21 protein-coding genes and 1 tRNA gene are annotated in these 26,123 nt (G+C 58.7%); 8 read left to right on the top strand and 14 right to left on the bottom strand.

From position 1 onward, the window contains the following. Positions 1 to 408, top strand: a complete 408-nt coding sequence (locus RIB87_RS01530; RefSeq protein WP_350142788.1) for a DUF4332 domain-containing protein — start codon at positions 1 to 3, stop codon at positions 406 to 408. 78 nt (positions 409 to 486) lie between these two features. Here the strand turns inward: RIB87_RS01530 and RIB87_RS01535 are convergent. From RIB87_RS01535 to RIB87_RS01575, 9 genes are all read right to left on the bottom strand, one after another. Then, positions 487 to 562: transfer RNA gene (locus RIB87_RS01535), tRNA-Lys, on the bottom strand. Positions 563 to 688: 126 nt separating this feature from the next. Continuing rightward, positions 689 to 1,828 (bottom strand): tRNA guanosine(34) transglycosylase Tgt, encoded by a 1,140-nt coding sequence (tgt, locus tag RIB87_RS01540; protein WP_350142790.1) that lies wholly within the window; start codon positions 1,826 to 1,828, stop codon positions 689 to 691. Continuing rightward, positions 1,825 to 2,898 (bottom strand): tRNA preQ1(34) S-adenosylmethionine ribosyltransferase-isomerase QueA, encoded by a 1,074-nt coding sequence (gene queA / locus RIB87_RS01545; protein ID WP_350143511.1) that lies wholly within the window; start codon positions 2,896 to 2,898, stop codon positions 1,825 to 1,827. The genes tgt and queA overlap by 4 nt, the downstream gene beginning before the upstream one ends. A 25-nt stretch (positions 2,899 to 2,923) precedes the next feature. Beyond that, a complete protein-coding gene (locus RIB87_RS01550) occupies positions 2,924 to 3,391 on the bottom strand; it encodes a peptidylprolyl isomerase (protein WP_350142792.1) in 468 nt (155 codons plus the stop codon). Between the two features lie 46 nt (positions 3,392 to 3,437). Then, positions 3,438 to 4,043, bottom strand: coding sequence for a peptidylprolyl isomerase (locus RIB87_RS01555; RefSeq protein ID WP_350142794.1), 606 nt, complete (start codon positions 4,041 to 4,043; stop codon positions 3,438 to 3,440). 45 nt (positions 4,044 to 4,088) lie between these two features. Then, positions 4,089 to 4,613, bottom strand: coding sequence for a pantetheine-phosphate adenylyltransferase (gene coaD / locus RIB87_RS01560; protein WP_350142796.1), 525 nt, complete (start codon positions 4,611 to 4,613; stop codon positions 4,089 to 4,091). A 114-nt stretch (positions 4,614 to 4,727) separates the two neighbouring features. Beyond that, a complete protein-coding gene (gyrA, locus tag RIB87_RS01565) occupies positions 4,728 to 7,511 on the bottom strand; it encodes a DNA gyrase subunit A (protein ID WP_502943196.1) in 2,784 nt (927 codons plus the stop codon). Positions 7,512 to 7,901: 390 nt separating this feature from the next. Beyond that, a complete protein-coding gene (locus tag RIB87_RS01570) occupies positions 7,902 to 8,768 on the bottom strand; it encodes a protein phosphatase 2C domain-containing protein (RefSeq protein WP_350142798.1) in 867 nt (288 codons plus the stop codon). A 27-nt stretch (positions 8,769 to 8,795) separates the two neighbouring features. Continuing rightward, positions 8,796 to 9,278: a single-stranded DNA-binding protein gene (locus RIB87_RS01575; RefSeq protein ID WP_350142800.1), complete on the bottom strand. Its 483-nt coding sequence runs from the start codon at positions 9,276 to 9,278 to the stop codon at positions 8,796 to 8,798. Between the two features lie 259 nt (positions 9,279 to 9,537). Here RIB87_RS01575 and uvrA point away from each other — a divergent pair, with 259 nt between their 5' ends. The 5 genes from uvrA to RIB87_RS01600 all read left to right on the top strand — a co-directional run bounded on the left by uvrA (position 9,538) and on the right by RIB87_RS01600 (position 19,177). Continuing rightward, positions 9,538 to 12,600: an excinuclease ABC subunit UvrA gene (uvrA, locus tag RIB87_RS01580; protein ID WP_350142802.1), complete on the top strand. Its 3,063-nt coding sequence runs from the start codon at positions 9,538 to 9,540 to the stop codon at positions 12,598 to 12,600. Between the two features lie 50 nt (positions 12,601 to 12,650). Continuing rightward, positions 12,651 to 14,723 (top strand): alkaline phosphatase D family protein, encoded by a 2,073-nt coding sequence (locus RIB87_RS01585; protein WP_350142804.1) that lies wholly within the window; start codon positions 12,651 to 12,653, stop codon positions 14,721 to 14,723. A gap of 73 nt (positions 14,724 to 14,796) precedes the next feature. Further along, positions 14,797 to 16,236, top strand: coding sequence for an amidase (locus tag RIB87_RS01590; RefSeq protein ID WP_350142806.1), 1,440 nt, complete (start codon positions 14,797 to 14,799; stop codon positions 16,234 to 16,236). Positions 16,237 to 16,248: 12 nt separating this feature from the next. Further along, on the top strand, positions 16,249 to 17,679 hold the full coding sequence (locus RIB87_RS01595) for an amidase (RefSeq protein ID WP_350142808.1): 1,431 nt from the start codon (positions 16,249 to 16,251) through the stop codon (positions 17,677 to 17,679). A gap of 103 nt (positions 17,680 to 17,782) precedes the next feature. Continuing rightward, a complete protein-coding gene (locus tag RIB87_RS01600) occupies positions 17,783 to 19,177 on the top strand; it encodes a DUF3179 domain-containing protein (protein WP_350142811.1) in 1,395 nt (464 codons plus the stop codon). A gap of 5 nt (positions 19,178 to 19,182) precedes the next feature. On the opposite strand, the gene RIB87_RS01605 is transcribed toward RIB87_RS01600, so the two are convergent. Further along, positions 19,183 to 19,518 (bottom strand): 7(1) septoil knot domain-containing protein, encoded by a 336-nt coding sequence (locus RIB87_RS01605; RefSeq protein WP_350142813.1) that lies wholly within the window; start codon positions 19,516 to 19,518, stop codon positions 19,183 to 19,185. A gap of 137 nt (positions 19,519 to 19,655) precedes the next feature. On the opposite strand from RIB87_RS01605, the gene trmFO reads away from it, so the two are divergent. Further along, positions 19,656 to 21,056 carry a methylenetetrahydrofolate--tRNA-(uracil(54)-C(5))-methyltransferase (FADH(2)-oxidizing) TrmFO gene (trmFO, locus tag RIB87_RS01610; RefSeq protein ID WP_350142816.1) on the top strand — a complete coding sequence of 467 codons (1,401 nt, stop codon included), beginning with the start codon at positions 19,656 to 19,658 and terminating at the stop codon, positions 21,054 to 21,056. A gap of 6 nt (positions 21,057 to 21,062) precedes the next feature. On the opposite strand, the gene RIB87_RS01615 is transcribed toward trmFO, so the two are convergent. Continuing rightward, positions 21,063 to 21,917 carry a phytoene/squalene synthase family protein gene (locus tag RIB87_RS01615; protein ID WP_350142818.1) on the bottom strand — a complete coding sequence of 285 codons (855 nt, stop codon included), beginning with the start codon at positions 21,915 to 21,917 and terminating at the stop codon, positions 21,063 to 21,065. 113 nt (positions 21,918 to 22,030) lie between these two features. Here RIB87_RS01615 and RIB87_RS01620 point away from each other — a divergent pair, with 113 nt between their 5' ends. Continuing rightward, positions 22,031 to 22,672, top strand: coding sequence for a superoxide dismutase (locus RIB87_RS01620; RefSeq protein ID WP_350142820.1), 642 nt, complete (start codon positions 22,031 to 22,033; stop codon positions 22,670 to 22,672). A gap of 80 nt (positions 22,673 to 22,752) precedes the next feature. Here the strand turns inward: RIB87_RS01620 and RIB87_RS01625 are convergent, their stop codons facing one another. From RIB87_RS01625 to secD, 3 genes are all read right to left on the bottom strand, one after another. Next, positions 22,753 to 23,373: a urate hydroxylase PuuD gene (locus tag RIB87_RS01625; protein ID WP_350142823.1), complete on the bottom strand. Its 621-nt coding sequence runs from the start codon at positions 23,371 to 23,373 to the stop codon at positions 22,753 to 22,755. Between the two features lie 148 nt (positions 23,374 to 23,521). Further along, complete coding sequence (secF, locus tag RIB87_RS01630) at positions 23,522 to 24,478, bottom strand: protein translocase subunit SecF (RefSeq protein WP_350142826.1); 957 nt, start codon at positions 24,476 to 24,478, stop codon at positions 23,522 to 23,524. Positions 24,479 to 24,498: 20 nt separating this feature from the next. Then, on the bottom strand, positions 24,499 to 26,103 hold the full coding sequence (secD, locus tag RIB87_RS01635; RefSeq protein ID WP_350142828.1) for a protein translocase subunit SecD: 1,605 nt from the start codon (positions 26,101 to 26,103) through the stop codon (positions 24,499 to 24,501). Positions 26,104 to 26,123 lie beyond the last annotated feature (20 nt).

Below are 26,123 nucleotides of genomic sequence, written 5' to 3' on the forward strand. Positions count from 1 at the left end.
GTGAGCTATCCGATTGAAGATATTGAAGGCGTCGGCCCAGCCTATGCGGAAGCACTGGCCAAAGCCGGCATCAAAACAACAGCCGACCTGCTGGCTATTGGGGCTTCAAAAAATGGCCGTGGCGACATTGCGCGTGACAGTGGCCTGTCCGAGAAGCTTATTCTCAAATGGGTAAACCATGCAGACCTGATGCGCATCTCAGGCATTGGCGGTGAATATGCCGAACTTCTGGAAGCTGCTGGCGTGGACACGGTCAAGGAACTCAAGCATCGCAACGCCGCCAACCTGGCCGAAGCCCTGCAAAAAACCAACGACGAAAAGAAACTCACCCGTCAGGTGCCCAGCGAATCCATGGTCACCAAATGGGTTGAGCAGGCAAAGGGCATGGAGCCGGGCGTTAGCCACTAGCTTCAATTCGCCAGCGACACAAAGCCGACAGCAATCATGCTGTCGGCTTTTCTTTTTGGTTTCAGATATCCGAAAAAATGGTGAGCCCGACAGGGTTCGAACCTGTGACCTACTGATTAAAAGTCAGCCGCTCTACCAACTGAGCTACGGGCCCACATGGGGAGAGCGGGAATCTGGTGACCGCCGCCCTTGTGTGGCGGGAAACTAGGGGGGTGGGTCGCCGGGGTCAACCTGCCAGATTGCGGCATTTTGCTTGAGGTGTAACTGGCGTTGCCGGGCACTAGAGCGGCTCTATGTCGCCTGCTTCGCGCTCAGCATAGAACTGTGCAACAAAAGCCTCGAAGCGTGCCTCGGCGATTGCCGCGCGGATGTCGGCCATCAGCGCCTGATAGTAAGCCACATTGGCCCAGGTGATCAGCATTGCAGCCAGATACTCGCCTGATTTCACCAGATGGTGCAGGTAGGCGCGTGAATAGACGCTGGCCGCCTCGCAGGTGCTCTGGTCATCCAGCGGGCGCGGGTCGGCGGCATGGCGGGCATTCTTGAGGGTGACCCGGCCATGACGGGTGAACGCCTGCCCGTGGCGGCCAGAGCGTGTGGGCATCACGCAATCAAACATATCAATTCCGCGCCGCACGGCCTCCACCAGGTCTTCCGGTGTGCCGACACCCATCAGGTAGCGCGGCTGCGTCCTGGGCAGCGCGGGTGCGGCAGCTTCAATCGTATCCAGCATGGCGGACTGTTGTTCGCCAACCGACAAGCCGCCAAGTGCGTAGCCGTCGAAGCCGATATCAACAATCGCCTGAGCATGGGCCAGCCGCAGATCAGGATAGGTTGAGCCTTGAACAATGCCAAACAGCGCCTGCCCCGACACGCGCTGTGGTTGGTCCGCGAAAGCCTGCCGCGAGCGCCTGGCCCAGCGCGTTGTCAGTTCCATGGAGGATGTGGCCTGCGCGCGAGTGGCCGGATAATCCGTACACTCATCAAGTATCATCTGGATGTCAGACCCCAGAAGACACTGAATCTCAATGGAGCGTTCCGGCGTCAGGGAATGGGTGGAGCCGTCGATATGGCTCTGGAATGTTACGCCCTCCTCCGTCATTTTGCGCAGCTTGGCCAGTGACCAGACCTGAAACCCGCCTGAGTCCGTCAAAATCGGTTTTTGCCAGTTCATGAAGCTGTGCAGCCCGCCAAGCGCCGCCACTTCTTCAGCGCCGGGCCGCAGCATCAGGTGGTAGGTGTTGCCCAGCACAATATCGGCACCTGTCGATGCAACGGTCTGTGGCAGCATGGCTTTGACCGTTCCCGCCGTGCCCACAGGCATGAAAGCAGGTGTACGGATAGTGCCGCGCGGTGTCTCTACGCGGCCGGTGCGTGCCTCGCCGTCGGTGGCGTCAAGGTGAAAGGAAAATCCGCTCATGCGCTCTCATCCGTGCAGGCAGCGCGGAACAGCAGTGAAGCGTCGCCGTAGGAGTAAAACCGATAGGTCTCTTTGATAGCGTGCGCATAAGCAGCGTGCATGGTGTCTTGCCCTGCAAAGGCAGATACCAGAACAAAAAGCGTTGAGCGCGGCAGATGAAAATTGGTCATCAATACATCAACGGCGTTGAACGTATGCCCTGGTTTAATGAAGATGTCAGTTTCATCAGTAAACGGATGAAAGACGCCATCAGTATCAACAGCGCTTTCCAGCAGTCGCATTGACGTAGTGCCAACCGCAACAATGCGCCCACCTGCGGCGCGTGCAGCATTGAGCGCGGCAGCCGTTTCCAGAGTTACCTCGCCCCATTCACTGTGCATCTTGTGGCCGTCGAGCGTGTCTGACTTGACCGGCAGAAACGTGCCGGCGCCCACATGAAGCGTCACGGTCTGACGCGTAATGCCTATGCTCTCCAAAGCCTCAAGCAGTGCGGGCGTGAAGTGCAACCCCGCCGTTGGCGCTGCGACCGAGCCCTGCGCGCGGGCAAACACGGTTTGGTAATCCCGCTCGTCCTGCGCGTCGGCTTTGCGCTTGCCTTCAATGTATGGCGGCAGAGGCATCTCGCCGGTTTGCGCAATTGCCTCGTCCAGCGACATCCCGGTTGCTTCGAGTTCAACCTCCACGTCGCCGCCGTCGCGCCCTCTCACATGTGCCCTCAATGCCGGGCTTACCTCAACAATATCGCCTGCGGCCAGCCTGCGTGCGGGCTTTGCGAATGCGTGCCACACGCCAGGCTCGGCAGACGGCTTGTGGAGCAGAAGCTCAACATTCACAACAGAGCCAGCCCGCGTGCGCTGGCCGCGCAGGCGTGCGTGAATGACCTGGGTATCATTCACCACAAGCACGTCGCCCGCGTTGAGATAGTCCGGTAAATGTCGCACATGCGCATCTGAAATACTGCCGGCGCTCTTAGCGTTGACGACAAGCATACGCGCAGCATCGCGCGGCTGCGCCGGGCGCAGCGCTATCAGCGCTTCAGGAAGGACAAAGTCAAAACGGTCGAGACTCAGACCATCGTCGCGACCGTCGGCTGTTTTAGGCGTCTGCGGCAAGGACGGCTTTCACAATCTTGTCGGGGTTGGCCGGTGGTTCACCCTTGGTAATGCCATCAACATGGTCCATGCCGTCGGTTACCTGGCCCCAGACTGTGTACTGACCATCCAGCCAGGACGACTCCTGAAAACAGATGAAAAACTGGCTGTCCGCGCTGTCCGGGTCCGCTGCGCGGGCCATAGCACAGGTGCCGCGCAGATGGGGCTCCTGCGAGAACTCTGCTTTAATGTTCTGGCCAGAGCCGCCCATCCCGGTGCCGGTGGGATCGCCGGTCTGCGCCATGAAACCGTCAATCACCCGATGAAACACAACGCCGTCATAAAAACCGTCGCGCACAAGCTCCTTGATGCGGGCCACATGGTTTGGGGCCAGATCAGGCTTGAGCGCGATTGTGACATCGCCCCCCTTGAGGGTGAGGATCAATGTGTTTTCCGGCGAAGCATCTGTCATCGGGGCTCTCTTTTTCGGTTTGAGTCAGTGTCTTTGAAGGGGCAGTTTACTCGGTCTGTGCGATATCAGCCTTGATCCGGGCGCTGATGATTTTGCCCGGCTCACGCGGAGGTTCGCCCTTGGGTAAGGCATCCACAGCGTCCATTCCGCTGACAACTTCGCCCCATGCGGTATAGAACATCTGCGGGTTGCGCGGATTGTTCATGTGGCGTGCGAAATTGAACATGATGAAAAACTGGCTGTTGGCGCTGTCAGGGCTTGCAGAGCGTGCCATGCCCAATGTGCCACGGCGCATCTTTGTTTCAGTAAACTCAGCGGGAAGATCGGCATAGGGTGAACCACCCATCCCGGTGCCGGTGGGATCGCCGGTCTGCGCCATGAAACCGTCAATCACGCGGTGAAAAATAATGCCGTCATAAAAGTTTTCACGAGCAAGCTTCTTGATGCGTTCCACATGCAGTGGTGCCAGGTCAGGCCGCATCATGATTTCAACGGTTCCGGTACTCAGCTCCAATACCAGAATGTTTTCAGCATCGTCAGTAAACGGAACCTGCGCCGCGCCCGGCGCTGTAAAACCAACAGCAGCCAAGAGCAGCGCTGCGGCGACCAGAATGCGGCCACGCAATGACATGGTGAGATCAGAAATACGCATTGGTTATGTTACTCCCGTACGGCAGCGCGCTGCCATTCAGTGTGTTTACGAAGCGGCCTGTTTGAGTTCTTCAAACCGCGCCAGCAGTTTTGTGCGCACCATTGGAGTGGTGAAGTGCGAAATATCTCCCCCCAGCCGGGCAATCTCCTTGACCAGGCGGGATGCCACCGCCTGATGTTGCGCTTCCGCCATGAGAAACACTGTTTCAATGTCAGGATTAAGACGCTCGTTCATGCCTGCCATCTGAAACTCGTACTCAAAGTCAGAGACAGCCCGCAGCCCGCGAATAATCATCTGCGCGCCAATTTCCTCAGCGAAATGCATCAGCAGGGACTCGAACGGCTGCACTTTGACGGTCGTGGAAGTGGTGCCGTCCCGTTGCAGGTTGGCAACTTCCTCTTCAACCATGGCAACGCGTTCTTCGAGTGAAAACAACGGGCCTTTGTCGCGGTTGATGGCAACGCCAATCACCAGATGATCCACCATCTTCATGGCCCGACCGATTATATCCATGTGTCCGTTTGTGATCGGGTCGAATGTACCCGGATATAATCCCGTCCGCTTCATCATGCCGGGCGGCCCCCTGTCCTTGGTTCAGCGTCTGTGACGCTGCGAATTTTCTTGGCGTGCAGCGGTACAATTGAAGACAGTCTTGCACACGCCAGCTAAATATGAGGCGGTGTTTTAGCCGTCCGAACCGCCTTCGTCGAGGCCTGCATCCCCACCCGGCTTTTCATCAGCATCCCCGGTGGCAACCGCCTCATCCTCACCCGCGTCAGCGATATGCGAGATGGAGACAACATTCTCGTCGCTCGCGGTACGGAAAATTGTGACGCCTTGCGTAGCCCGTCCGGCCACGCGCACGTCATTCACCGGACACCGGATGAGTTGTCCGGCATCCGTTACCAGCATGATCTGGTCGGCATCCTCAACCGGGAACGCATCAACCAGCAAACCGTTACGCTCTGTCACGGTCATGGCGATGATGCCTTTGCCGCCGCGCCCGGACGTGCGGTACTCGTAGGACGATGTACGTTTACCAAACCCGTTTTGCGAAACGGCCAGCACAAACTGTTCGTGCGCACCAAGCTCGGCGTAGCGCTCGGATGTCAGCGACACGTCGTCACCGTTGTCGTCGGCGGTGTCATCGGCATCCTCCGCCGCAATACCATCCTCATCAATGGCGGCACGCATGGCGCGTGACTGCTTGAGGTAGGCGCGCGCCTCGGCCGGGCTTGCGCCTGTGTGTCGCAGCATGGCCATGGCAATAACCTGGTCATCCTTGTCAAGCCGGATGCCGCGAACGCCGGTGGATGTCCGCCCTGCAAACACGCGTACATCCGTGACGGGGAAACGAATGGCGCGGCCTTTGGCTGTCGTCAGCAACACATCTTCGTGCTCACCACAGATGGCAACGCCCAGAATACCGTCATTGGGGTCGTCGAGCTTCATGGCGATTTTGCCGCTGACATTGATACGCGTAAAATCAGAAAGCTGATTGCGCCGCACACCGCCGGAGCGGGTAGCAAACATAAGCTGCAGGTTGCTCCAGCTTTCTTCGTCTTCTGGCATTGGCATGACGGAGGTAATACGCTCGCCGTCACTCAGCGGAAGCAGATTGACCATCGCCTTGCCGCGCGACTGCGGTGAGCCCGCGGGCAGCCGCCACACTTTCATCCGATAAACCATGCCCTCCGACGAGAAAAACAGGATCGGCGTATGGGTGTTGGCAACAAAAATCTTACTGACGAAATCCTCGTCCTTGGTCGCCATGCCGGAGCGGCCCTTGCCGCCGCGACGCTGCGCCCGGTAGGTATCCAGCGGCACACGCTTGATGTAGCCGCCGTGGCTGACCGTCACCACCATGTCTTCACGCTGGATCAGGTCTTCGTCTTCAAAGTCACCCAGTGACTCGGCAATTTCAGTGCGGCGCGGCGTGGCAAACTCATCACGAACCGCCTGCAGTTCATCACGAATAATGCCAAAGAGTTTTTCGCGCGAACGCAATGTCTCAAGATAGTCTTCGATCTTCTCACCAAGGCCCTTGAGTTCGTCGCCCACTTCATCGCGGCCAAGGGCTGTGAGGCGTTGCAGACGCAGGTCAAGAATGGCGCGCGCCTGCTCTTCGCTCATGCGCAGGGTGTTGCCCTCTGTTAGCACATGGCGCGGGTCAGCAATGAGCTGTACCAGCGGTGCCACGTCAGCGGCAGGCCAGTCACGATCCATCAACTGCTGGCGTGCGGTCGCAGGGTCCGGCGCACTGCGGATGAGGCGAATGATTTCGTCGATATTGGCAACGGCAATGGCAAGCCCAACCAGCACATGCGCCCGGTCGCGCGCCTTGCCGAGTTCAAACTTCGTGCGCCGCGTCACTACTTCCTGACGGAACGACAGGAATGCATCAATGAACCCCCGCAGGGTCAGCATTTCAGGGCGACCACCGTTCAGCGCAATCATGTTGCAGCCAAACGACGATTGCAGTTGCGAGAACCGGTAAAGCTGGTTCAGCACAACGTCTGCCACCGCGTCGCGTTTGAGCTCGACAACAACACGCATACCATCGCGGTCGCTCTCATCGCGCAGATCCGAGATGCCTTCAACGCGTTTCTCACGCACGAGCTCGGCAATCTTCTCCACCATCGAGGCTTTGTTCACCTGGTAGGGAATTTCGGTGATGATGATGGCTTCGCGGTCACCGCGGTTTTGTTCAATGGTGGCGCGCCCGCGCATCACCACAGAGCCGCGCCCCTCGCGGTAGGCGCTGTTGATGCCCGAACGGCCCAGAATTATGCCCCCGGTGGGAAAGTCCGGACCCGGCACAATACGGATCAGTTCATCGTCGCTGATTGCCGGTGTATCCAGCGTGGCAATGCAGGCATCCACAACCTCGCCAAGGTTATGTGGCGGGATATTGGTGGCCATGCCAACTGCAATGCCGCCCGCCCCGTTGACCAGCAGATTGGGAAACCGCGCAGGCAGCACAACCGGCTCGCGCTCGCTGTCGTCATAGTTGTTCTGAAAATCGACGGTGTCTTTGTCGATATCTTCCAGCAGCGCGTGCGCGGGCTTGCCCATGCGCACTTCGGTGTAACGCATGGCAGCGGGCGGATCACCGTCCACCGAGCCGAAGTTGCCCTGCCCGTCGAGCAGCGGCAGCCGCAGCGAAAAGTCCTGCGCCATCCGCACCAGCGCGTCATAGATCGACTGGTCACCATGCGGGTGATACTTACCGATCACGTCACCCACCACGCGGGCGGACTTGCGATACGGCTTGTTCCAGTCGTAGCCGTTCTCATTCATCGAGAACAAAATGCGGCGATGCACGGGCTTGAGCCCGTCGCGTGCATCCGGCAGCGCCCGCGACACGATCACGCTCATGGCGTAGTCGAGATACGAACTGCGCATCTCATCTTCGATGGAAATGCGGCCTATGCCTTCAGGCAGGCTCCCGCCATCACCACCGCCAATGCCGTCACCACCAGAAGGCGGATCACCCGCACCGCCGTCACCGGTATCAGCGTCAATCTGATCTTCAGCCGGGTCGTTATCGTTGATGTCTGACACTGGTATTTTGCGCTTTGTATTTTGCTTTTTGCCGGACCAAGCCGGAGATGGCGCGTACCTGATTGGGGCCGCGTCGGAGACCTAGCTGGATGTGCGGAATCGCTTGGAAAACATATCCCGAAAACTAGCATTTCAGCCCCCCTGCCGCAAACTTCCCAGCGTTTGGGGGCGGGTCACAGGGGAGGCTCGTAACACATTGTTTTTGTTGGTAAATATGGCCTGAAAAAGTGGCGCTCGAAGTCGCGCTCAGAACATCAATCCCGCGATGCAAAAAACCTGAATCACGCGGGTGTTTTAGCCTAGCCTGACAAGCATCGCCGTCGCGTCGTCGCTCTGCTTGAAACGCGGAAACTGATGCGCCTCAGGGTCCAGCTTGCGCTCAATATGGCGTAACTCATCCCTGAGCGCGGCAAGGCCTTTATCAAGGGCGGCCTCCAGCAAACCCTGCTCGGTGTAGCGGCCATAGTCGCCTGCCAGCGCCTCAAAGCCATCGGTCATCATCAAGGCCACGGCAGGGGTATCTATGTCGAATGTCGTCGTCCGAGCGTGTTCGGCGGCCTCTGCATCAAGCCCGAAAACCCAATAGCCTCCGGGGATGTTGTGCCGGTTGCGGATTTTCCGCAGGCGCTCCTGCACCGAACTGCGGTGTTGATTGGGTGCGCCGGTGGCGCCATCCGCCTTGCGCTGCTCTGAAAACTGCGTTGCCAGGTGAGATTCATAGGCTTCGCTGTCGGTATCAGAACCAAAGCTGCGAAAGCCATGTGTCTCATCGCGCAGCAACAGCTTGCAGTCGCCAAAGTTGAGGCAGTCCAGTACACCACCGGTTTGCCGAATGAGAATGAGCGAGGCCGTAGGCCGTTCGTATCGCTCACCTGGCTGTCGCAGCGCCTCAGCATCAAACCGCCGCGACACATCATCGATTACTTCATCAAGGAGCGCTGTCAGCGGCCCGCGATGGCCGGGCGCACGCGCTTCAAGCGCTTTTGTTCCCGCCTGCGTCAGCCAAGCTGCATCACTCGCGGTCCCCGTAAGCTGCTCATCCACCAGCCCGGTCGCGCCATCAAATACCCATGCATAGTTGGCAGCAGACCCAAGATGATCCTCATTGGCCCCGTCAGCCTTGCCGGGGTCGTGGATGGTATCGAGAACATCAATGCTCATGGAGCGCCTGTCATGCCGACGCTCTGGCTAAAACGGCACTTCGTCATCAAAGTCGCTGCTGCCGAAATCATCGCTGCCTCCACCGGCGCCACCTGAGGATGCAGCCGCCGGGCGGGAGCTTCCGCCGCCGCCACCTGCACCCATGCCACCGCTGTCGCCACGGCCATCCAGCATGGTGAGGGTGGAGTTGAAGCCCTGCAGCACAACTTCTGTTGAATACTTGTCCTGACCGGATTGGTCCTGCCATTTGCGGGTCTGCAACTGCCCTTCCAGGTAAACCTTGGAGCCCTTTTTCAGATACTGCTCGGCAATCTTGGCCAGACCTTCCGAAAAAATCACCACCCGGTGCCATTCGGTTTTCTCGCGCCGTTCACCGGAGTTGCGGTCACGCCAGCTTTCAGACGTGGCGATGCGCAGATTGACGATGGGCTTGCCGTCCTGCGTATGCCGCACTTCGGGGTCGGCGCCCAGATTGCCGATCAGGATGACTTTGTTGACACTGCCTGCCATGGGTGCGGGCCTTTTCTGGTTGTCGCCTCGCGGCACAGTTGTGCGCCTGCCTGGCGGGGAATTGTGTTGGCGCGACACTACCGGATTCTCCGGCGGGGCGCGCTGCTGATGCCAATTTAATCCACAACAAAAAACAATTGTTCCTGATATGTTCTTATCATCAAACTATGAGTCGCGCCATGGGTGTCTCGCCAACCGACAACGTAGGCCCTATCTATCGCTCCACATGTTTTCCGCGCCATTCCAATAAGGAACCTCCGTGACCGCACTTCGCTCCATCACCGTCAAAGGCGCCCGCGAACATAATCTTAAAGGCGTGGATGTTGAACTGCCGCGTGACAAGCTGGTGGTGATTACCGGCCTGTCCGGCTCCGGCAAATCGTCTCTGGCCTTCGACACGATTTATGCGGAAGGCCAGCGCCGCTATGTAGAGAGTCTCTCGGCCTACGCCCGCCAGTTTTTGCAGATGATGGAGAAGCCCGACGTCGAGCTGATTGAGGGTCTGTCACCGGCAATTTCCATCGAGCAGAAAACCACATCGCGTAATCCACGCTCCACCGTCGGCACAGTCACCGAGATCTATGACTATATGCGGCTGCTGTTCGCCCGTGTCGGCATTCCCTATTCGCCTGCCACCGGCCTGCCTATTGAAAGCCAGACCGTGAGCCAGATGGTGGACCGGGTGCTGGCTCTGGACGAAGGCACGCGGCTGTTTTTGCTGGCCCCCATGATCCGTGGTCGCAAAGGCGAATACCGCAAGGAGTTTGCCGACCTGCAAAAACGCGGCTTCCAGCGCGTGAAGGTGGATGGCGAGTTCTACGAGCTGGACGCCGTCCCCGCCCTCGACAAAAAGAAAAAGCACGACATTGAAGTGGTGGTGGACCGCCTTGTGGTGCGCCCTGATCTCGGCAACCGGCTTGCTGACTCAATGGAGACTGCCCTGCGACTGGCAGACGGCCTTGCCATTGCCGAGTTTGCTGATGCCAAAAATGATGACGGCAGCCCGCGCCAGATCATTTTCTCTGAAAAGTTCGCCTGCCCTGTTTCCGGGTTTACCATTGAGGAAATTGAGCCGCGTCTTTTTTCCTTCAACAACCCTTTCGGGGCCTGTCCCGCCTGCGATGGTCTGGGTACGGAGCTTCAGTTTGAAGCCGATCTGGTGGTGCCTGAACCTTCGTTGAGCCTGCGCAAGGGGGCCATCGCCCCGTGGTCCAAGACCGGCACCACATCACCCTACTACACCCAGACACTGGACGCGCTGGTGCACCACTTTGGAGGCTCCATGAACGAGGCATGGAGTGACCTGTCGGATGAACTGCGCAATGCCATCCTGTTTGGCACCGGCAGGGAAGAGGTCGAGTTTCACTACGACGACGGCATCCGCTCCTACAAAACCAAAAAACCGTTTGAGGGTGTTGTGGGCAATATCGAGCGGCGCTGGCGCGAAACGGATTCAGCGTGGATGCGTGAGGAATTGGCGCGCTACCAGTCGTCCCACCCCTGCGAAACCTGCGGAGGTTTCCGCCTCAAGCCGGAAGCGCTTGCGGTAAAAATCGCTGGATTGCACGTGGGTGAAGCCTCGCAGTTTTCCATCCGTGAAGCCCATGACTGGTTTTCCACGGTGGATAAGACGTTCACCAAACAGCAAAATGAAATTGCCGGGCGCGTGCTGAAGGAAATCCGCGAGCGGCTGAAGTTTCTGGTAGATGTCGGGCTGGACTATCTCACCTTGTCACGCGGTTCCGGCACGCTGTCGGGCGGCGAGAGCCAGCGCATCCGGCTGGCCTCGCAAATTGGTTCCGGGCTGACGGGCGTTTTGTATGTGCTCGACGAACCGTCTATCGGCCTCCACCAGCGCGACAACACGCGCCTGCTGGAAACCCTCAAGCGCCTGCGCGACATCGGCAACACCGTCATTGTTGTGGAGCATGACGAGGAAGCCATTCTGGAAGCCGACTATGTGGTGGATATGGGGCCGGGTGCCGGTGTGCATGGCGGTACCGTTGTGGCTGCCGGCACGCCCAAACAGGTGATGCAATCGGCCGACAGCCTCACCGGGCAATATCTGGTCGGTATGCGGCAGATCGAACTGCCGTCAGAACGCCGCCCGACCAACAAGAAGCGCCTCTCCATCAAAGGTGCGCGCGAAAACAACCTCAAGAATGTGGACGCCGAGTTTCCGCTCGGCGCATTCGTGTGTGTTACCGGCGTGTCCGGCTCAGGCAAGTCGTCGCTGCTGGTGGATACGCTCTACCCCGCTTTGTCGCGCCGCCTGATGAACGCCCGCGCACAACCCGGTGCCCACGACAAGATCGAGGGAATTGAGTTTCTCGATAAAGTCATCGACATCGACCAGTCGCCCATCGGTCGCACGCCACGCTCTAACCCCGCGACCTACACCGGCGCATTCACACCAATCCGCGAATGGTTTGCGGGTCTTCCCGAGGCCAAGACGCGTGGGTACACACCGGGGCGGTTTTCGTTCAACGTCAAGGGCGGACGCTGCGAGGCCTGCCAGGGCGACGGCGTCATCAAGATCGAGATGCACTTTCTGGCAGACGTCTATGTGCAGTGTGACGTATGCCACGGTCAGCGCTACAACCGCGAAACACTGGAAGTGAAGTTCCGCGACAAATCCATTGCGCAAGTGCTGGATATGACCGTTGAGGACGGCGCGGACTTCTTCAAGGCCGTACCCGCCGTACGCGACAAGCTGGAAACGCTCAAGCAGGTGGGCCTTGGCTACATCAAAATCGGCCAGCAGGCCACAACGCTTTCAGGCGGTGAAGCCCAGCGCGTGAAACTCTCCAAGGAACTGTCCAAGCGCGCGACAGGCCGTACGCTGTATATTCTGGATGAGCCGACAACCGGCCTTCATTTCCATGACGTGGCCAAGCTGCTGGAGGTGCTCCACGAGCTTGTGGATCAGGGCAACACGGTTGTGGTGATCGAACACAACCTCGAAGTCATCAAGACTGCCGACTGGATCATCGACATCGGTCCCGAGGGCGGCGATGGCGGCGGTGAAGTTGTGGCGCAGGGGACGCCGGAAGATGTAGCCGCCGCACCGCGCAGCTACACCGGCCATTACCTCAAACCGTTGCTCAAAAAGAGCCGCGTCGCCGCACCAAAGTCAGACGAACGCAAAAAGAAAACAGCTCTTGCGGCCGCTGCCGCCGCAGCAACGCGACGCCCTATGCGCAAAGCCCCGGCAGAGGATGACACGACGCCCGCACCCAGACGCAAAACTGCGACGAAGAAAAAAGCGGCGGCCCAAAAGAAAGCGGCGGCAAAGACAAAAACCACTAGGCGCCGCACATAAGCTGCTACCCTTCACGCACATATCATACTGCGCAGATAGGAAGTGGCCCCATGAACAACAAAAACAACACAACACGTCGCGCCTTTTTGCAGCGATTTGGTGCCGGTGCCGGGTGCTTCACCGTGGCTGCCGGAGTGAGTTTCATTCCCACCATACGGCACGCCTCTGCACAGGACGCGACACAGGATTCTTTGGCAGGCAGGCGTGCCCGCTTTCCCCACGGTGTTGCCTCGGCGGATCCCGCACCTGACGGCATAGTTTTGTGGACCCGCGCAGAGCCGCTCGACAGGTCTGCCCTGCCGCTGCCGATCATCGTGCAGGTATCGGCAGACAAGAACTTTGCAACGGTTGTTGTCGAACAGCCACTGAGTGCAACGCTTGCCAACGACTACACGCTGCGCGTGACTGTCACCGGTCTTGAGCCCGATAGCTGGTACTACTACCGCTTTATCAGCGGTACCGGCGACACGTCGCGCACCGGGCGCACCCACACAGCGCCGGATGCCCAAAGCACGGCGGCGCTGCGCATGGCCATGGCCTCATGCCAAAACTATGAGCAGGGCTTTTTCGGGGCGTGGGCAAGGCTGGTTGCCGATGATGAAGCCGCGGCACCCGCCGAACAGATTCACGCTGTAATGCATCTGGGTGATTTTATTTACGAAACTTCACCTGATCTGCCTGAAGGTGTAGAGCCGGTACGCCGCATTACCCCATTTCCCGACGGCGGCACCCTGCCCGATGGCCGCACCTATGCTGTAACGGTCGCAGACTACCGCCACCTCTACAAAACCTATCTGGAAGACGAAGCCCTTCAGGCTGCCCGCGCCCGCTGGCCATTCATTTGCACGTGGGACGATCACGAGTTTACCAATGATAGCTGGCAAAGCTACTCCACCTATCCCGGCGCTGAAGGCCCCGCACAGCAGCGCAAGGTAGCGGCCAACCAGGCATGGTTTGAGTTCATCCCCGCCCGTCTCACCGGGACTGCCCATGACTTTGCACCGGTGAACGTTATCGACAGCGATGGCGGCGCACCGCTGGACGGCTACCTGATTGACAATGCCGACAACAAGGCAGCGCTCGCCTCGCTCACAATCTATAGGTCGCTTGAATGGGGGCGAACCGCGTCAATCATCGTCACGGATACGCGCAGCTACCGCGCACCACAGCCGATGGACGCGGCGCTTGAAAGTGCCATCGGCGCGCCCGCTCCACCTACCGGCATCATTCGCAGTCTTGATGAAGGCATGATGGCAAATGACGCGAACCCGCCGGCAGTATTTGAAGGAGCAAACGGCGAGCAGGTGCCAAACCCGCGCAGCGAAAGCCCGTCTGCATCCTTGTTGGGGCATACCCAGAAGGCATGGTTCAAGACAATGCTTGAACAAAGCACGGCCACCTGGAAGCTGTGGGCGAACTCCATTCCCGCCACGCCGCTGCGCCTCGACCTGTCGTCGCTTCCCTTTCAGGGGTTGCCAAATGTCGCCATCGGCATTGACGCCTGGAACGGCTACCCCGGCGAATTGCGGGAGCTGATGAGCTTTGTGCACGAACAAAATATTTCAGGCGTGGTGTCATGTGCCGGTGACTACCACATGCACGCAGCCGCCATTCTCACAACCGATCCGGATGCAGAAGACCCACAGCCTGCGGCGGTCGAGTTTGCCACCACGGGCATTTCGTCTCTCACCATGTTTGGTGGCGCCGAGCGTGTCACTCGTGGGCCGGACGATCCGTTCCGCCCTTTGGTCGTTGCGGAAGGTCCGGATGGCGAGATACTTGAAAACTTCAACCTGCTGATGATGCGCGGGACGCGCGCGGCACTCGCAGCCAACCTCACCGGCAGCACAACAATCGGCGGCTGGCTCGGCAACGACAATGCCAATCCCTATCTTAAGTACATGGATAGCCATTCTAATGGCTTCACAGTACTGGCCATCACTGGCGAGGGCATAACCGGCACCATCACGACGGTTGAAAACGCCAACGAAGCACAGACGCAAAGTACGCCCGCAACTGTTCTGCGCCGCGCGACCTTGACCGTGCCTGCCTGGCAGGCTGGTGAAAACCCCCAAATGCAGGGCCCCGTGTTTGAAGGGCGGCCTCCGTTTCCATTCGCCTAAGCCCCTTCCCGTCAGCCAATGGGTCCATTAGCGTAACTCCCGACAAAAAATCACTTCTGGGAGGATGTGGACCATGGCGATGGATGACTACGCAGACTATGACGGCGTCGGGCTGGCCAATCTGGTTCACAATGGCGAGGTCAGTGCGTCTGAACTGGCCGAAGAGGCGCTTGCGCGCATCCAGAAACACAATCCGGCGCTCAATGCAGTGGTGACCGACATGGCCGATCAGGGCCGCAGGCTCGCCGCAAACATAGACGAGGGCGACCGGTCAGCACCGTTTGCCGGTGTGCCGTTCTTGTTGAAAGACATCATGGGCGACTATGAAGGTGTGGCCACGCAATACGGCTCGCGCTTCATGGCGGGAAATCCCGCCCCCACACACTCTACGCTGACGTCGCGTTTCATCGCGTCCGGACTCGTCCCGCTTGGCAAAACCAATGTACCGGAGTTTGGTTTGTTGCCGGTGTCGGAAGGCGCTTTGTATGGCCCCGCCCGCAACCCATGGAACCCTGACCATACACCCGGCGGCTCGTCCGGCGGGTCTGCCGCGGCAGTGGCGGCAGGTATCGTGCCCGTTGCCCACGCCAACGATGGGGGCGGCTCAATCCGCATTCCTGCATCGTCCTGCGGGCTTGTCGGACTTAAGCCAACCCGCGGCCGCATTCCCAACGGCCCGATGATTGGTGATGTCATGTCCGGGTTGGCAATTGACCTGGTGGTCAGCCGCACGGTGCGCGACACAGCCGTGGCCCTTGATATTTCTGCAGGCCCTGAACCCGGCGATCCGTATGCGGCCCCCCACCATGAAGGCATCTGGTCTGATGATGTGGGCGTTGCGCCGGGGAGCCTCAAAATAGGCTTCACCACCAAAACGCTTGGCGGTGAACCTGTTCACCCGGAATGCGTGAAGGCCGTGCTGAATACCGCCAAGCTGCTTGAAAGCCTTGGTCATGAAGTGGAAGAAGCCTCACCGCCGATTGACATCGGCATGATGCAACCGGCGTTTATGGCAATTTGGGCAACCGGCGTGGCGCAACAGATCGCTGTGCAGGAACTTTTGTTTGGTAAAACGCCCCGTCAGGGCGACCTTGAACCGCTTACAGCAGGCCTGTGGGAAGCAGGCAAAAAAGTCTCGGGCTCTGATTACCTCAATGCCGTGGCCGCGTTGCAATTCATGTCGCGCGGCGTTGCTGCCTGGCATGATGAATACGATTTGTGGCTGACGCCAACGCTGGGCGAACCACCCCTGCGCATCGGCACAATCGACATCAATGAAAGCGACGCGGAAAAAGCCTTTGCACCTATTCTCAACTATGTGGCGTTCACACCCGTTGAGAATGCAACCGGCCAGCCCGCCATCTCACTGCCGCTGCACTGGACGGATGATGGCCTGCCTGTCGGTCTGCACTTCGCTGCCCGCTTTGGTGAGGAAGCAACGCTCATCCGGCTCGCCGCACAGCTTGAGGAAGCCGCCCCCTGGGCCGACCGTCACCCCCCGATCTGGAACTAGGAGACACCACACATGGAAAAAGATGCGTATGCAGACTATGATGGCATAGGTCTGGCTGAGCTTGTCGCTAAAAAGGAAGTAACACCACTTGAACTGGTGGATGCCGCTATTGAGCGCATAGAAAAGCACAATCCCGCACTGAACGCAGTGGTGTACAAAGGCTATGACGACGCACGCAAATGGGCGCAGGGCGATCTGCCCGACGGTCCTTTCAGGGGTGTGCCGTTTCTTATCAAGGACCTTGGCGTCAAGGTCGCGCACTGGCCCGCCACATCTGGCTCGCATTACCTGCGCGACTATGTAGCCCCGGAAGATAGTATTCTGGCCACCCGATACCGCGAAGCTGGTGTGGTGTTTGTCGGCAAAACCAACACACCGGAATACGGCATTACAGGGACGACTGAATCCGCGCGCCTGGGACCATGTCGTAACCCGTGGAACACAAACCATATTGCCGGTGGATCTTCGGGTGGTGCAGCATCAGCCGTTGCCGCAGGCATCGTGCCCATGGCCCACGCATCAGACGGGCTGGGCTCAATTCGCATTCCTGCTGCATGCTGCGGCCTTGTCGGCATGAAAACCACCCGCGCCCGCAACCCGGATTCAGGTGAAGATGGCGAACGCGCCATGGGTTTTTCCGTGGACCATGTAGTAACCCGCACGGTGCGCGACAGTGCCGCCATGCTGGACGCGACGTGCGCGCCTGAAATAGACAGCCCCTACCCACCGCTTCCCTATGAGCGACCGTTCCTTGAGGAAGTATCCCGCGCGCCGGGCAAATTGCGCATCGCTTATTCTGCTGAACGCCCGGGCAAGGAACCCGTGCATGAGGAAAATCTGGCGGCCCTGCAAAAGACCGTGACGTTGCTCAGGGAACTTGGCCATGAAGTGGTCGAGCAAGGCCTTGGTGTTGACTACCGGACACTGTACCGGGCGCAAGGCGCGGTATCCGCTTCCAACTTTGCCGCTGGCATGATGGAGCGGCGCGAATTACTTGGCCGCGACCCGGAGCAGGATGAGTTGGAACCGCTCACCTGGGCCGCTCTCAACTCGGGCAACCAGATCACAGGCCCGCAGGCATTTTGGGGCTGGCGCACGCTGCGGCGCCTGTCGCGCGAGATACTGCGTACACTTTCACCTTTTGATGCATATCTGTGCCCGGTCATGGGCACCCCGCCGCCGGAAATCGGTTACGTGGACCCGGTGAACCTTGATCCCAAGGAAGTCAACAAACGTCAGGGCAAGGTGTTTCCCTTTACGCCGCCGTTCAACTTCACCGGTCAACCGTCGTTGTCGCTGCCGTTGTGGTGGTCAACAGATGGCCTGCCTCTGGGCATGATGTTCACTGGCCGCTACGGCGATGAAGCCACACTTTATCGGCTGGCCGGTCAGCTTGAGCAGGCCCAACCCTGGATCGGCAAAAAGCCGCCTGTCTGGAACTAGCTGCTCACACAAATGTGCGCCTGCTTGATGTGCAGGGCATACAAAAAACCGGCACCGTTGGTCTGGGGCAACCTGATGCTCCTCAACCAACGGTGCCGATACCATGACCCGCCATTTCACGTTTCTGCGCATGTCGCTCGTCAGCGTCGCATTGGTGGCGTTCACAGCAACCGCTGTGGGCGCGCAGGAACTGTCTGCCGATCGTCCTGAACCCGTGTCGCGAGCGATTGATCTGGTGGGCGACAACCCGCGCGCCGTAACGGATGCGATTGACTACTTCATCAAACGCAAAAGCCCGGATGGCGCCTTTGCACTGGTGCAGGCCATGCGCTTTCATCGCAGCCTGCGTCCGGCCCTTGGCATCGCCCTTTCAAGCATCACCGGTGTGGATCATGGGGACAGCTGGTTTGACTGGATGCAATGGCTGCAAACCCAGCCCGACCTTCAACCCTTTGATGGGTTTGACGAGGCCCGCGCGCTGGTGCTGGCGCGTATTGACCCCAATTTCTACGGTTTCATTTATCCCGGTGTCGCCCATGACGTGCCGTTGTGGGAAGCCGTGTGGGGCGGTGTGCTCAAGGACGGTATTCCCGCGCTGACTAACCCTGAACTGGTGGCGCCTGATTCTGCAACTTACCTGACAGACGACGAGCTTGTGTTCGGCGTTGAAATAAACGGCGACGTGCGCGCCTACCCGCTGCGCATTCTCGACTGGCATGAAATGTTCAACGATGTGATTGGCGGTGTGCCGGTCAGCCTGGCTTACTGCACGCTGTGTGGATCAGGTATCTTGTTTGAAACAACCGTTGAGGGGCGCTCAACACCCTTCACGTTCGGCTCGTCCGGCCTGCTCTACCGGTCCAACAAGCTGATGTATGACCATCAAACAGAAAGCCTGTGGAACCAGTTCACCGGGCGCCCCGTAGTTGGTGGTCTGACGGGTTCAGGCATCGAGCTTAAGACCCGCCCCGTCACCATCACCACGTGGGGTGACTGGCTGGCGCGCAACCCCACGACACAGGTTTTGTCGCTTAACACGGGGCACCGTCGGGACTATACACCCGGTGCGCCGTATGCGGATTATTTTGCAAGCCCGGAACTTATTTTCCCGGCACCCGTTGATGCATCCACGCTTGCTCCCAAAGACTATGTCTTTGCCCTTCGCGGCGCAGGTGCTGACAAAGCCTGGCGTCTTTCTCAGTTTGAGGGCGGCGCTGTGGTCAACGATATGGCTGGCGTTATTCCGGTCACGCTGATTGGCAACGCCACGACCCTCAGCGTGCGGGCCTATCGCACCGACGGACGCCTGTTTGAAAAAACCAACGATGCAACACGCCTATTGTCTGAGGGTGAGGAATGGTCTGTCACCGAAAGCGCCCTTGCTTCACCCGGCGGCACACAGTTCCACCGCCTGCCAGGACACATAGCCTTCTGGTTTGCCTGGGAAGGCTATCTGGGCGATGCGGGCGAGCTGGCAGCCATCACGCCAACGCCGTGATGCTGCTAAGGAAGTCCTGCGCCGCTGGTCACTTCCTGAATGCGGATGTCGCCGCCGCTGGGCACGATCTGAATGGTGAAGTCAGCGCCCAGCCCGACCTTGCGCCAGTGTCCGCATGCGTTTGAGTGGCGGTCAATCCATTCCACTTTAAGGTCAGGGTTGCTGTCCACAATCTCGACGGTCAGCGTGGCATTATTCGGCACAATAGTAACTTCACCACGCAACGGCAGGCCCTGATAGGTGCACCCATCAAGAGCTGCATGTGCGGGCGTAACGGCCAATCCGGCAAAGACGCCCAGCCCCGTCAGGATCGCAGCAGCGACCAGCAAAAAGCGTTTCATTTAGCATCTCCTCAAGGGACACCTTCCCTCAAGCACCCGCGCGCATGGTGTTCTGTTGCCGAAGCGAGCGCAAGTGCCCATTCACCACACCCAAAACGGTCTTGCGATGCGCAGCGCTGTGACCTAAATCTGCGCCCATGAGCAAAACACAGCCTATTCATGTTATCGGCGGCGGTCTGGCAGGGTCTGAAGCTGCCTGGCAGGCGTCACGCGCCGGCGTGCCGGTGATCCTGCACGAGATGCGCCCGCATCGCGGCACCGATGCGCACCAGACTGATGGGCTGGCGGAACTTGTCTGCTCCAATTCGTTTCGGTCCGATGACGCGGAAACCAGTGCCATCGGTCTGCTGCACGCAGAGCTGCGGCGCGGCAATTCGCTGATTATGAAATGCGGTGACGCCAATCAGGTGCCTGCCGGTGGGGCGCTTGCGGTTGACCGAGAGGGGTTTTCGCAGGCTGTTCAGGCAGCCATCGAGGCGGAGCCGCTGATTACCATTGACCGTGCCGAGGTCGCTGGCCTGCCCCCGGAAGACTGGGAGAGTGTCATTGTTGCGACCGGCCCGCTGACGTCACCCGATCTGGCCACCGCCATTCAGGGGCTGACCGGTGAGGACGAGCTGGCCTTTTTTGATGCCATCGCCCCCATCGTCAACTTTGATACGGTGGATATGACCAAGGCGTGGTTCCAGTCACGCTACGACAAAGTTGGTCCCGGCGGCACCGGTGCGGATTACATCAACTGCCCGATGGACGAAACTCAGTATCACGCTTTTATTGATGCGCTGCTCGCAGGCGAAAAAACCGACTTTAAGGAGTGGGAAGCATCCACACCCTATTTTGAGGCCTGTTTGCCAATCGAAGTAATGGCTGAGCGCGGTCGGGAGACATTGCGCTACGGGCCGATGAAGCCCGTTGGCCTTACCAACCCGCACGCACCAGACGTAAAACCCTATGCCGTGGTGCAGTTGCGTCAGGACAATGCACTTGGCACGCTCTACAACATGGTGGGTTTTCAAACCAAGCTGCGCCACGGCGAGCAGACCCGCATTTTCAAGTCCATTCCCGGTCTCGAAAAAGCAACCTTTGCCCGCTTGGGTGGGCTGCACCGCAACACGTTCCTCAACAGCCCTAAACTGCTGGACAGTGAACTACGCCTCAAGGCCATGCCACGCCTGCGGTTTGCCGGTCAGATAACCGGCGTCGAGGGATACATTGAAAGTGCATCCATCGGTCTGCTCGCCGGACGCTTTGCTGCCGCGCAGGCATTGGGGAAAACCGCCGCACCACCGCCCGCAACAACTGCTTTGGGTGCGTTGCTTGCGCATATAACCGGCGGTCATCTTGATGGCGGCAAAGGGTCGTTTCAGCCGATGAATGTCAATTTTGGACTTTTCCCGGAAGTGGAAATGCCTAAAGGCCCCGATGGAAAGCGTCTGCGTGGTAAGGCCAAAGGGCCGGCCCGCAAGCGCGCATACACATCGCGCGCATTGGCGGATGCTGAAGCGTGGTTTGGCGTGACACCCATCGCTGCTGAGTAGCAGGCGCTAGATGCGCCCTCGCAGGACACGCGCCAGAAGGGAAAGCTGGCGGCGATAGGCGGGAATATCAGCAGACATTGTCATGGGGTTGAAGCCTGCCCGGCCCATTAGCCTTGCATATCCCGGAACCAATCCCGCATGGAGGATTCCGGGCAATGCGTTCTTGTTCATGGGAGTGGCGCGCTCGCGCTCAATAATGGCGAGGGCTGCATCGGCAATGGCCGTGTAACTTTGCGAAATAGCCGACGTTATTTTGCCACTTAAAAACACTTCTATCTCTGCGGCTGCACCGTCCGCGGGAAGCAGAAATATGCGGCGGGCCGCTGCCGGTGCAGCGCGTCTGAGCAGATCAATAAGCCCATAGGCCGTGCCAAGCGACGCTGCCGCCGGCAGTGTTTCGCCGGTCAATACCTGCACCGCCATTGACATGACTGTCCCGTCACTGCGCGCCGCATGAGATGTCATGTCATCGAGTGATGCAAATGGTTGCTCTGCCATTTCGTCTTCGCGTGCATCCAGCCATGCATGAAAATCCTTTGGGTCGAGGTTGCCATCACGGACGGCTGCCGCGAGCGCAGGAACAATTTCGTGGCGGGGTGGTTGTCCCTCATAGATTGCGCCAATTGTGTCGCGCCACCATTGAAAACGGATAGCCCCAAGCATTGCTTCACTGACGGTTGCCGGTATGCGTTTCAAGTCCCGGTCGAGGGCATAAAGTGCCAGAACCTGAGAACGTTTTTCAGCCGGTACAAAAAGCGCTGACAGAAACCTGTCCGAATCGTCCCGCCTCAATGTCTCGGTCACAGAAGCCGGAAGTTCAGCATCCTTGGTGGATAGCGGCAGATAAGGGTCAGGCACCATGACATTCCTTGAGGAGTTGATCCTTGATAAACACGTCATGCGCACAAGGTAACGCATAGGGCACACCTTTTATCGTGCCCCGTTTGCAACAGAGTTTAAGGAGGTCTTTTCACATGACAAACCCTGCCACAGCCACCCGGCCAACAGCTTCAGGCTTTGAACTGCCAGACCTCCCCTACCCGCCTGACGCACTTGAACCGCATATGTCCGCTGAGACATTCAGCTACCATCATGACAAGCATCATCAAAAATATGTTGATACGCTCAACGGGCTGATTTCCGGGACCAATCTCGAGGGCAAGTCGCTTGAGGAGATTATTGCCGCCAGCAAGGGCGATACTGATAAGGCCAAACTTTTTAATCAGGCAGCGCAGGTGTGGAATCACACATTCTTCTGGCACTCGATGTCGCCAACAGGCGGCGGCAAGCCCGATGGGCCAATCGCGGACGCGATCTACAGGGACTTTGGATCCTACGATGAGTTTGCTCTGGCCTTTAAGGACGTGGCGGCAGGCCAGTTCGGGTCCGGCTGGGCATGGCTCGTAGCAGATGAAAACGACAAGTTGAGTGTCATGAACACCCACGATGCTGATTTGCCCATGGCGCATGGCAAGCGGGCCATCCTGACATTGGATGTATGGGAGCACGCCTACTATCTGGATTACCAGAACAAGCGGCCTGACTACATTGCCAGCTACCTTGACCATCTGGTGAACTGGAAGTTTGCCAACGCCAACTTCGGGCAAGCGTCATAGATCAACATATCGCCCACATGAAAACGGCGCTGCCCCGGTCGGGTGCAGCGCCGTTGTCGGTTGTGTGATGTGCGCGTGCGTTAGAACACGTTCTGATTGATCACCATGGCAAACAGCATGGGGATCGATAGCAGCGTATTGGTGCGTGAAAACAGCATGGCAGTACGCGCCGACTTGGGTTTGTCTTCAGCGGGTGCTTCGACGATGCCAAGCGCAATCTTCTGGTTTGGCCAAATGACGAACCACACGTTGAACCACATGATGGTGCCAAGCCACATGCCGATGCCAATAATGGTGCTGGCCCCGCCATCGGTGAATCCCAGCAGATAGGCATCAACAAGATAGCCATTGAGCGCGGCGAGAATGATGCCGAACGCTATCGTGCCCATGGCGCCCCAGCGGAACCACCAAAGGGCTGCCGGCGCTATGACCTTGCCAATGGCAGGCTTTTGCTCATCGGGAATGTTGGGCATGTTGGGGATCTGTACAAAGTTGAAATAGTACAGCAGACCAATCCACATGATGCCGCACAGCACATGTGCCCAACGAACGATAAACGCCCAGAACGCCGTTGTGCCCAAAGCCTCGCCAATATGGCTGGACGCACTGTATTGCCCGTAAACGTAAAAAATCATCAGCGCCAGCGCGAGCACGAAGCCCGCTATCACTGTGCTGCGCAGATTTGTCAAAATCCCAGCCATCCCCGGTTTCCTTCCCTTTTTTGCCAGCGTTCCGGCGCTGGTCGGCCTCGTCCAAATGCTGCATTGCGCAAGGACATATCGACTCATGCGTAAGAATAGGCCCGAAGTTCAGCACTTGGAAAGCGCCGTCCTCACACCTCACCCGTACTTATTCGGCGGGGGTGCTGCTGCCCGAAGTCGCCTGCCCCGGCTCACCGGCTCCCGCACCGGACCAGTCACGTTTCACGCCAAGCCACAGCAGCAAAGGTGCCGCCACAAAGATCGATGAATAGGTGCCGATGACGATGCCCCAGATCATCGCGAAAGTGAAACCGCGAATGACTTCGCCGCCAAAGATGTAGAGCGAGAACAGAGCCAGCAGCGTGGTCAGTGACGTCATGATTGTGCGCGAAAGTGTTTTGTTTACAGCCAGATCCAGCAATTCCGCCAGTGGCATACGCTTGTATTTACGCAGCTTCTCCCGCACCCGGTCATACACAACCACCGTGTCGTTCATCGAATAACCGACGATTGTAAGCAGCGCTGCAATGATGGAGAGGTTGAACTCAAGCTGCAGGATGGCAAACAGACCAAGCGTGATAACCACGTCATGTACCAACGCCACGACGGCCCCCACAGAGAACTGCCACTCAAAGCGGAACCAGATATAGATCAGCATCAGACCGACAGCGAGCAGGATAGCCAAAACACCGGCTTCAATAAGCTCGCCCGAAACCGTCGGTCCCACAACTTCAACGCGGCGGTACTCAACCTCAGTTCCCAGTTCAGCGCGCACTGCATCCACAACGGCCTGTTGCGCTGACGCGCCGCCGGGCTGCGTTTCAACGCGGATCAACACATCTGTTGGAGCACCAAAGGACTGGATTTGCACATCACCCAGTCCCAAGCCCCCCAGGCGACTGCGAAGGTCAGCAACATCAGCCGGTTCTTCGGTACCGATCTCGATCAGCGTCCCGCCGCGAAAATCAATGCCAAAGTTCAGCCCCATGACGGCAACAAGAATGATTGACGCCAGAACGGCTGCTGTGGAAGCAATCATCGCGATGAACCGCATCCTGATAAACGGAATATGCGTGTCGTCGGGAATGAGTTTGAGCTTGCGCATTGTGCTGAGGGTCCGGTCGGCTAAAGGGGCACTTCAGCGGGGCGACGCCGCTTGAGCCAGATGGAAACGAACAGGCGTGTAACCGTGAAGGCCGTGAAAACGGACGTGATGATGCCGATGGCCAAAGTCACGGCAAAGCCACGTACCGGGCCTGAACCCATCTGAAACAGAATGGCGGCGGCAATAAAGGTCGTGATGTTGGCGTCAACAATCGTGCCAAGCGCCCGCGAGTAGCCCACATCAATGGCGTTGATGGGGGTTTTGCCCGCGGCGGCTTCTTCCTTGATACGCTCGAAGATCAGCACATTGGCATCCACCGCCATGCCGATTGTCAGCACAATCCCGGCGATACCAGGCAGCGTCAAAGTGGCCTGCAACAACGAGAGCAGACCAAAAATCATCGCTACGTTGATGATGAGCGCCACATTGGCAAACACGCCAAACAATCCGTACACGGCCAGAATAAACAGGATGACGGCGGCAAAGCCGATGGCCGCGGCAATTTCACCCGCGGCCACACTGTCAGCCCCAAGGCCGGGGCCAACGGTGCGCTCCTCCAGCACTTCAAGCGGCGCTGGCAACGCGCCGGCGCGAAGCAGGATCGCCAGATCGTTTGCTTCAGTTACCGTAAATCCGCCGCTGATCTGCCCGCTGCCGCCCAGAATAGGCTCGCGGATAACCGGCGCGGTGATCACTTCATTGTCCAGCACAACAGCGAACGGACGCCCGACATTGGCCTGCGTGACATCGGCAAACCGCTTGGCCCCTGAGGCATCAAACCGGAAGGAGACAACAGGTTCGTTGGTTTGCTGGTCAAATCCAGGCTGGGCATCCACAAGACTTTCGCCCGATACCATCACCCGTCGGCGGATCAGGACAGATCCGCCGGAGCCGTCCACAAGCGGCAGAACCTGCGACCCCGCAGGTGGCCGGGTCTGAATAGCGTCGATGACAGAAACCGACGTATCAACCAGATGGAAGTTCAGCTGCGCGGTCCGGCCCAGCAAAGCCTTGAGGCGCTGCGGGTCATCGAGACCCGGCACCTGCACCAGAATACGGTCCGTGCCCTGCCGCTGAATGACCGGCTCGGTCGTGCCCAGTTCGTCAATGCGGCGACGAACAATCTCGATGGACTGCTCCAGCGCGCTGTTGAGGCGCTCCGTGCGCGCGGCGTCCGTCATCTCGATGCTTATGCGCCCACCATTTTCTTCAAACGCCAGATCACGCTCCGGCACGGCAGCAAATACGTTTGCCGTAATAGGTACTGACAACTCGCGCAGCAGCGTCATCGCCTGCTCAACGTCGCCCTGCTCACGGATGCGGACTGTCACCCGATCGCCGGCATGGCCAAGACCCGTATAGCCAATGCGCGCTTCGCGCAGGGTTTGGCGCACGTCATCCACAAGCGCCTCCAGGCGGTCGTTCAGCACCGTGTCCACATCTACTTCCAGCAGCAGATGCGACCCGCCCTGCAGATCAAGACCCAGATTGACCTGGTTCGACGGCAGCCAGTCCGGAAGTCCGGCAAGATCCTCCTTGGGCACAAAGTTGGGCGCGGACAGCAAAAAGCCCAGCGCACAGGCGATGGCTATCAGAGTGTATTTCCAGCGCGGGAAATAGAGCATTCAGGTCGTCTCCATCAGAC

The sequence above is a fragment of the Pyruvatibacter sp. genome (genome assembly GCF_040219635.1).
Taxonomy (GTDB): Bacteria; Pseudomonadota; Alphaproteobacteria; order CGMCC-115125; family CGMCC-115125; genus Pyruvatibacter.

Coding starts and splice junctions, on each gene's coding strand:
- tgt (WP_350142790.1), bottom strand. CDS start 1,828: ATGAGCGGATTTTCCTTTCACCTTGACGCCACCGACGGCGAGGCACGC.
- RIB87_RS01550 (WP_350142792.1), bottom strand. CDS start 3,391: ATGACAGATGCTTCGCCGGAAAACACATTGATCCTCACCCTCAAGGGG.
- RIB87_RS01555 (WP_350142794.1), bottom strand. CDS start 4,043: ATGCGTATTTCTGATCTCACCATGTCATTGCGTGGCCGCATTCTGGTC.
- coaD (WP_350142796.1), bottom strand. CDS start 4,613: ATGATGAAGCGGACGGGATTATATCCGGGTACATTCGACCCGATCACA.
- RIB87_RS01570 (WP_350142798.1), bottom strand. CDS start 8,768: ATGAGCATTGATGTTCTCGATACCATCCACGACCCCGGCAAGGCTGAC.
- RIB87_RS01575 (WP_350142800.1), bottom strand. CDS start 9,278: ATGGCAGGCAGTGTCAACAAAGTCATCCTGATCGGCAATCTGGGCGCC.
- RIB87_RS01585 (WP_350142804.1), top strand. CDS start 12,651: ATGAACAACAAAAACAACACAACACGTCGCGCCTTTTTGCAGCGATTT.
- RIB87_RS01590 (WP_350142806.1), top strand. CDS start 14,797: ATGGCGATGGATGACTACGCAGACTATGACGGCGTCGGGCTGGCCAAT.
- RIB87_RS01595 (WP_350142808.1), top strand. CDS start 16,249: ATGGAAAAAGATGCGTATGCAGACTATGATGGCATAGGTCTGGCTGAG.
- RIB87_RS01600 (WP_350142811.1), top strand. CDS start 17,783: ATGACCCGCCATTTCACGTTTCTGCGCATGTCGCTCGTCAGCGTCGCA.
- RIB87_RS01605 (WP_350142813.1), bottom strand. CDS start 19,518: ATGAAACGCTTTTTGCTGGTCGCTGCTGCGATCCTGACGGGGCTGGGC.
- trmFO (WP_350142816.1), top strand. CDS start 19,656: ATGAGCAAAACACAGCCTATTCATGTTATCGGCGGCGGTCTGGCAGGG.
- RIB87_RS01615 (WP_350142818.1), bottom strand. CDS start 21,917: ATGGTGCCTGACCCTTATCTGCCGCTATCCACCAAGGATGCTGAACTT.
- RIB87_RS01620 (WP_350142820.1), top strand. CDS start 22,031: ATGACAAACCCTGCCACAGCCACCCGGCCAACAGCTTCAGGCTTTGAA.
- RIB87_RS01625 (WP_350142823.1), bottom strand. CDS start 23,373: ATGGCTGGGATTTTGACAAATCTGCGCAGCACAGTGATAGCGGGCTTC.
- secF (WP_350142826.1), bottom strand. CDS start 24,478: ATGCGCAAGCTCAAACTCATTCCCGACGACACGCATATTCCGTTTATC.
- secD (WP_350142828.1), bottom strand. CDS start 26,103: ATGCTCTATTTCCCGCGCTGGAAATACACTCTGATAGCCATCGCCTGT.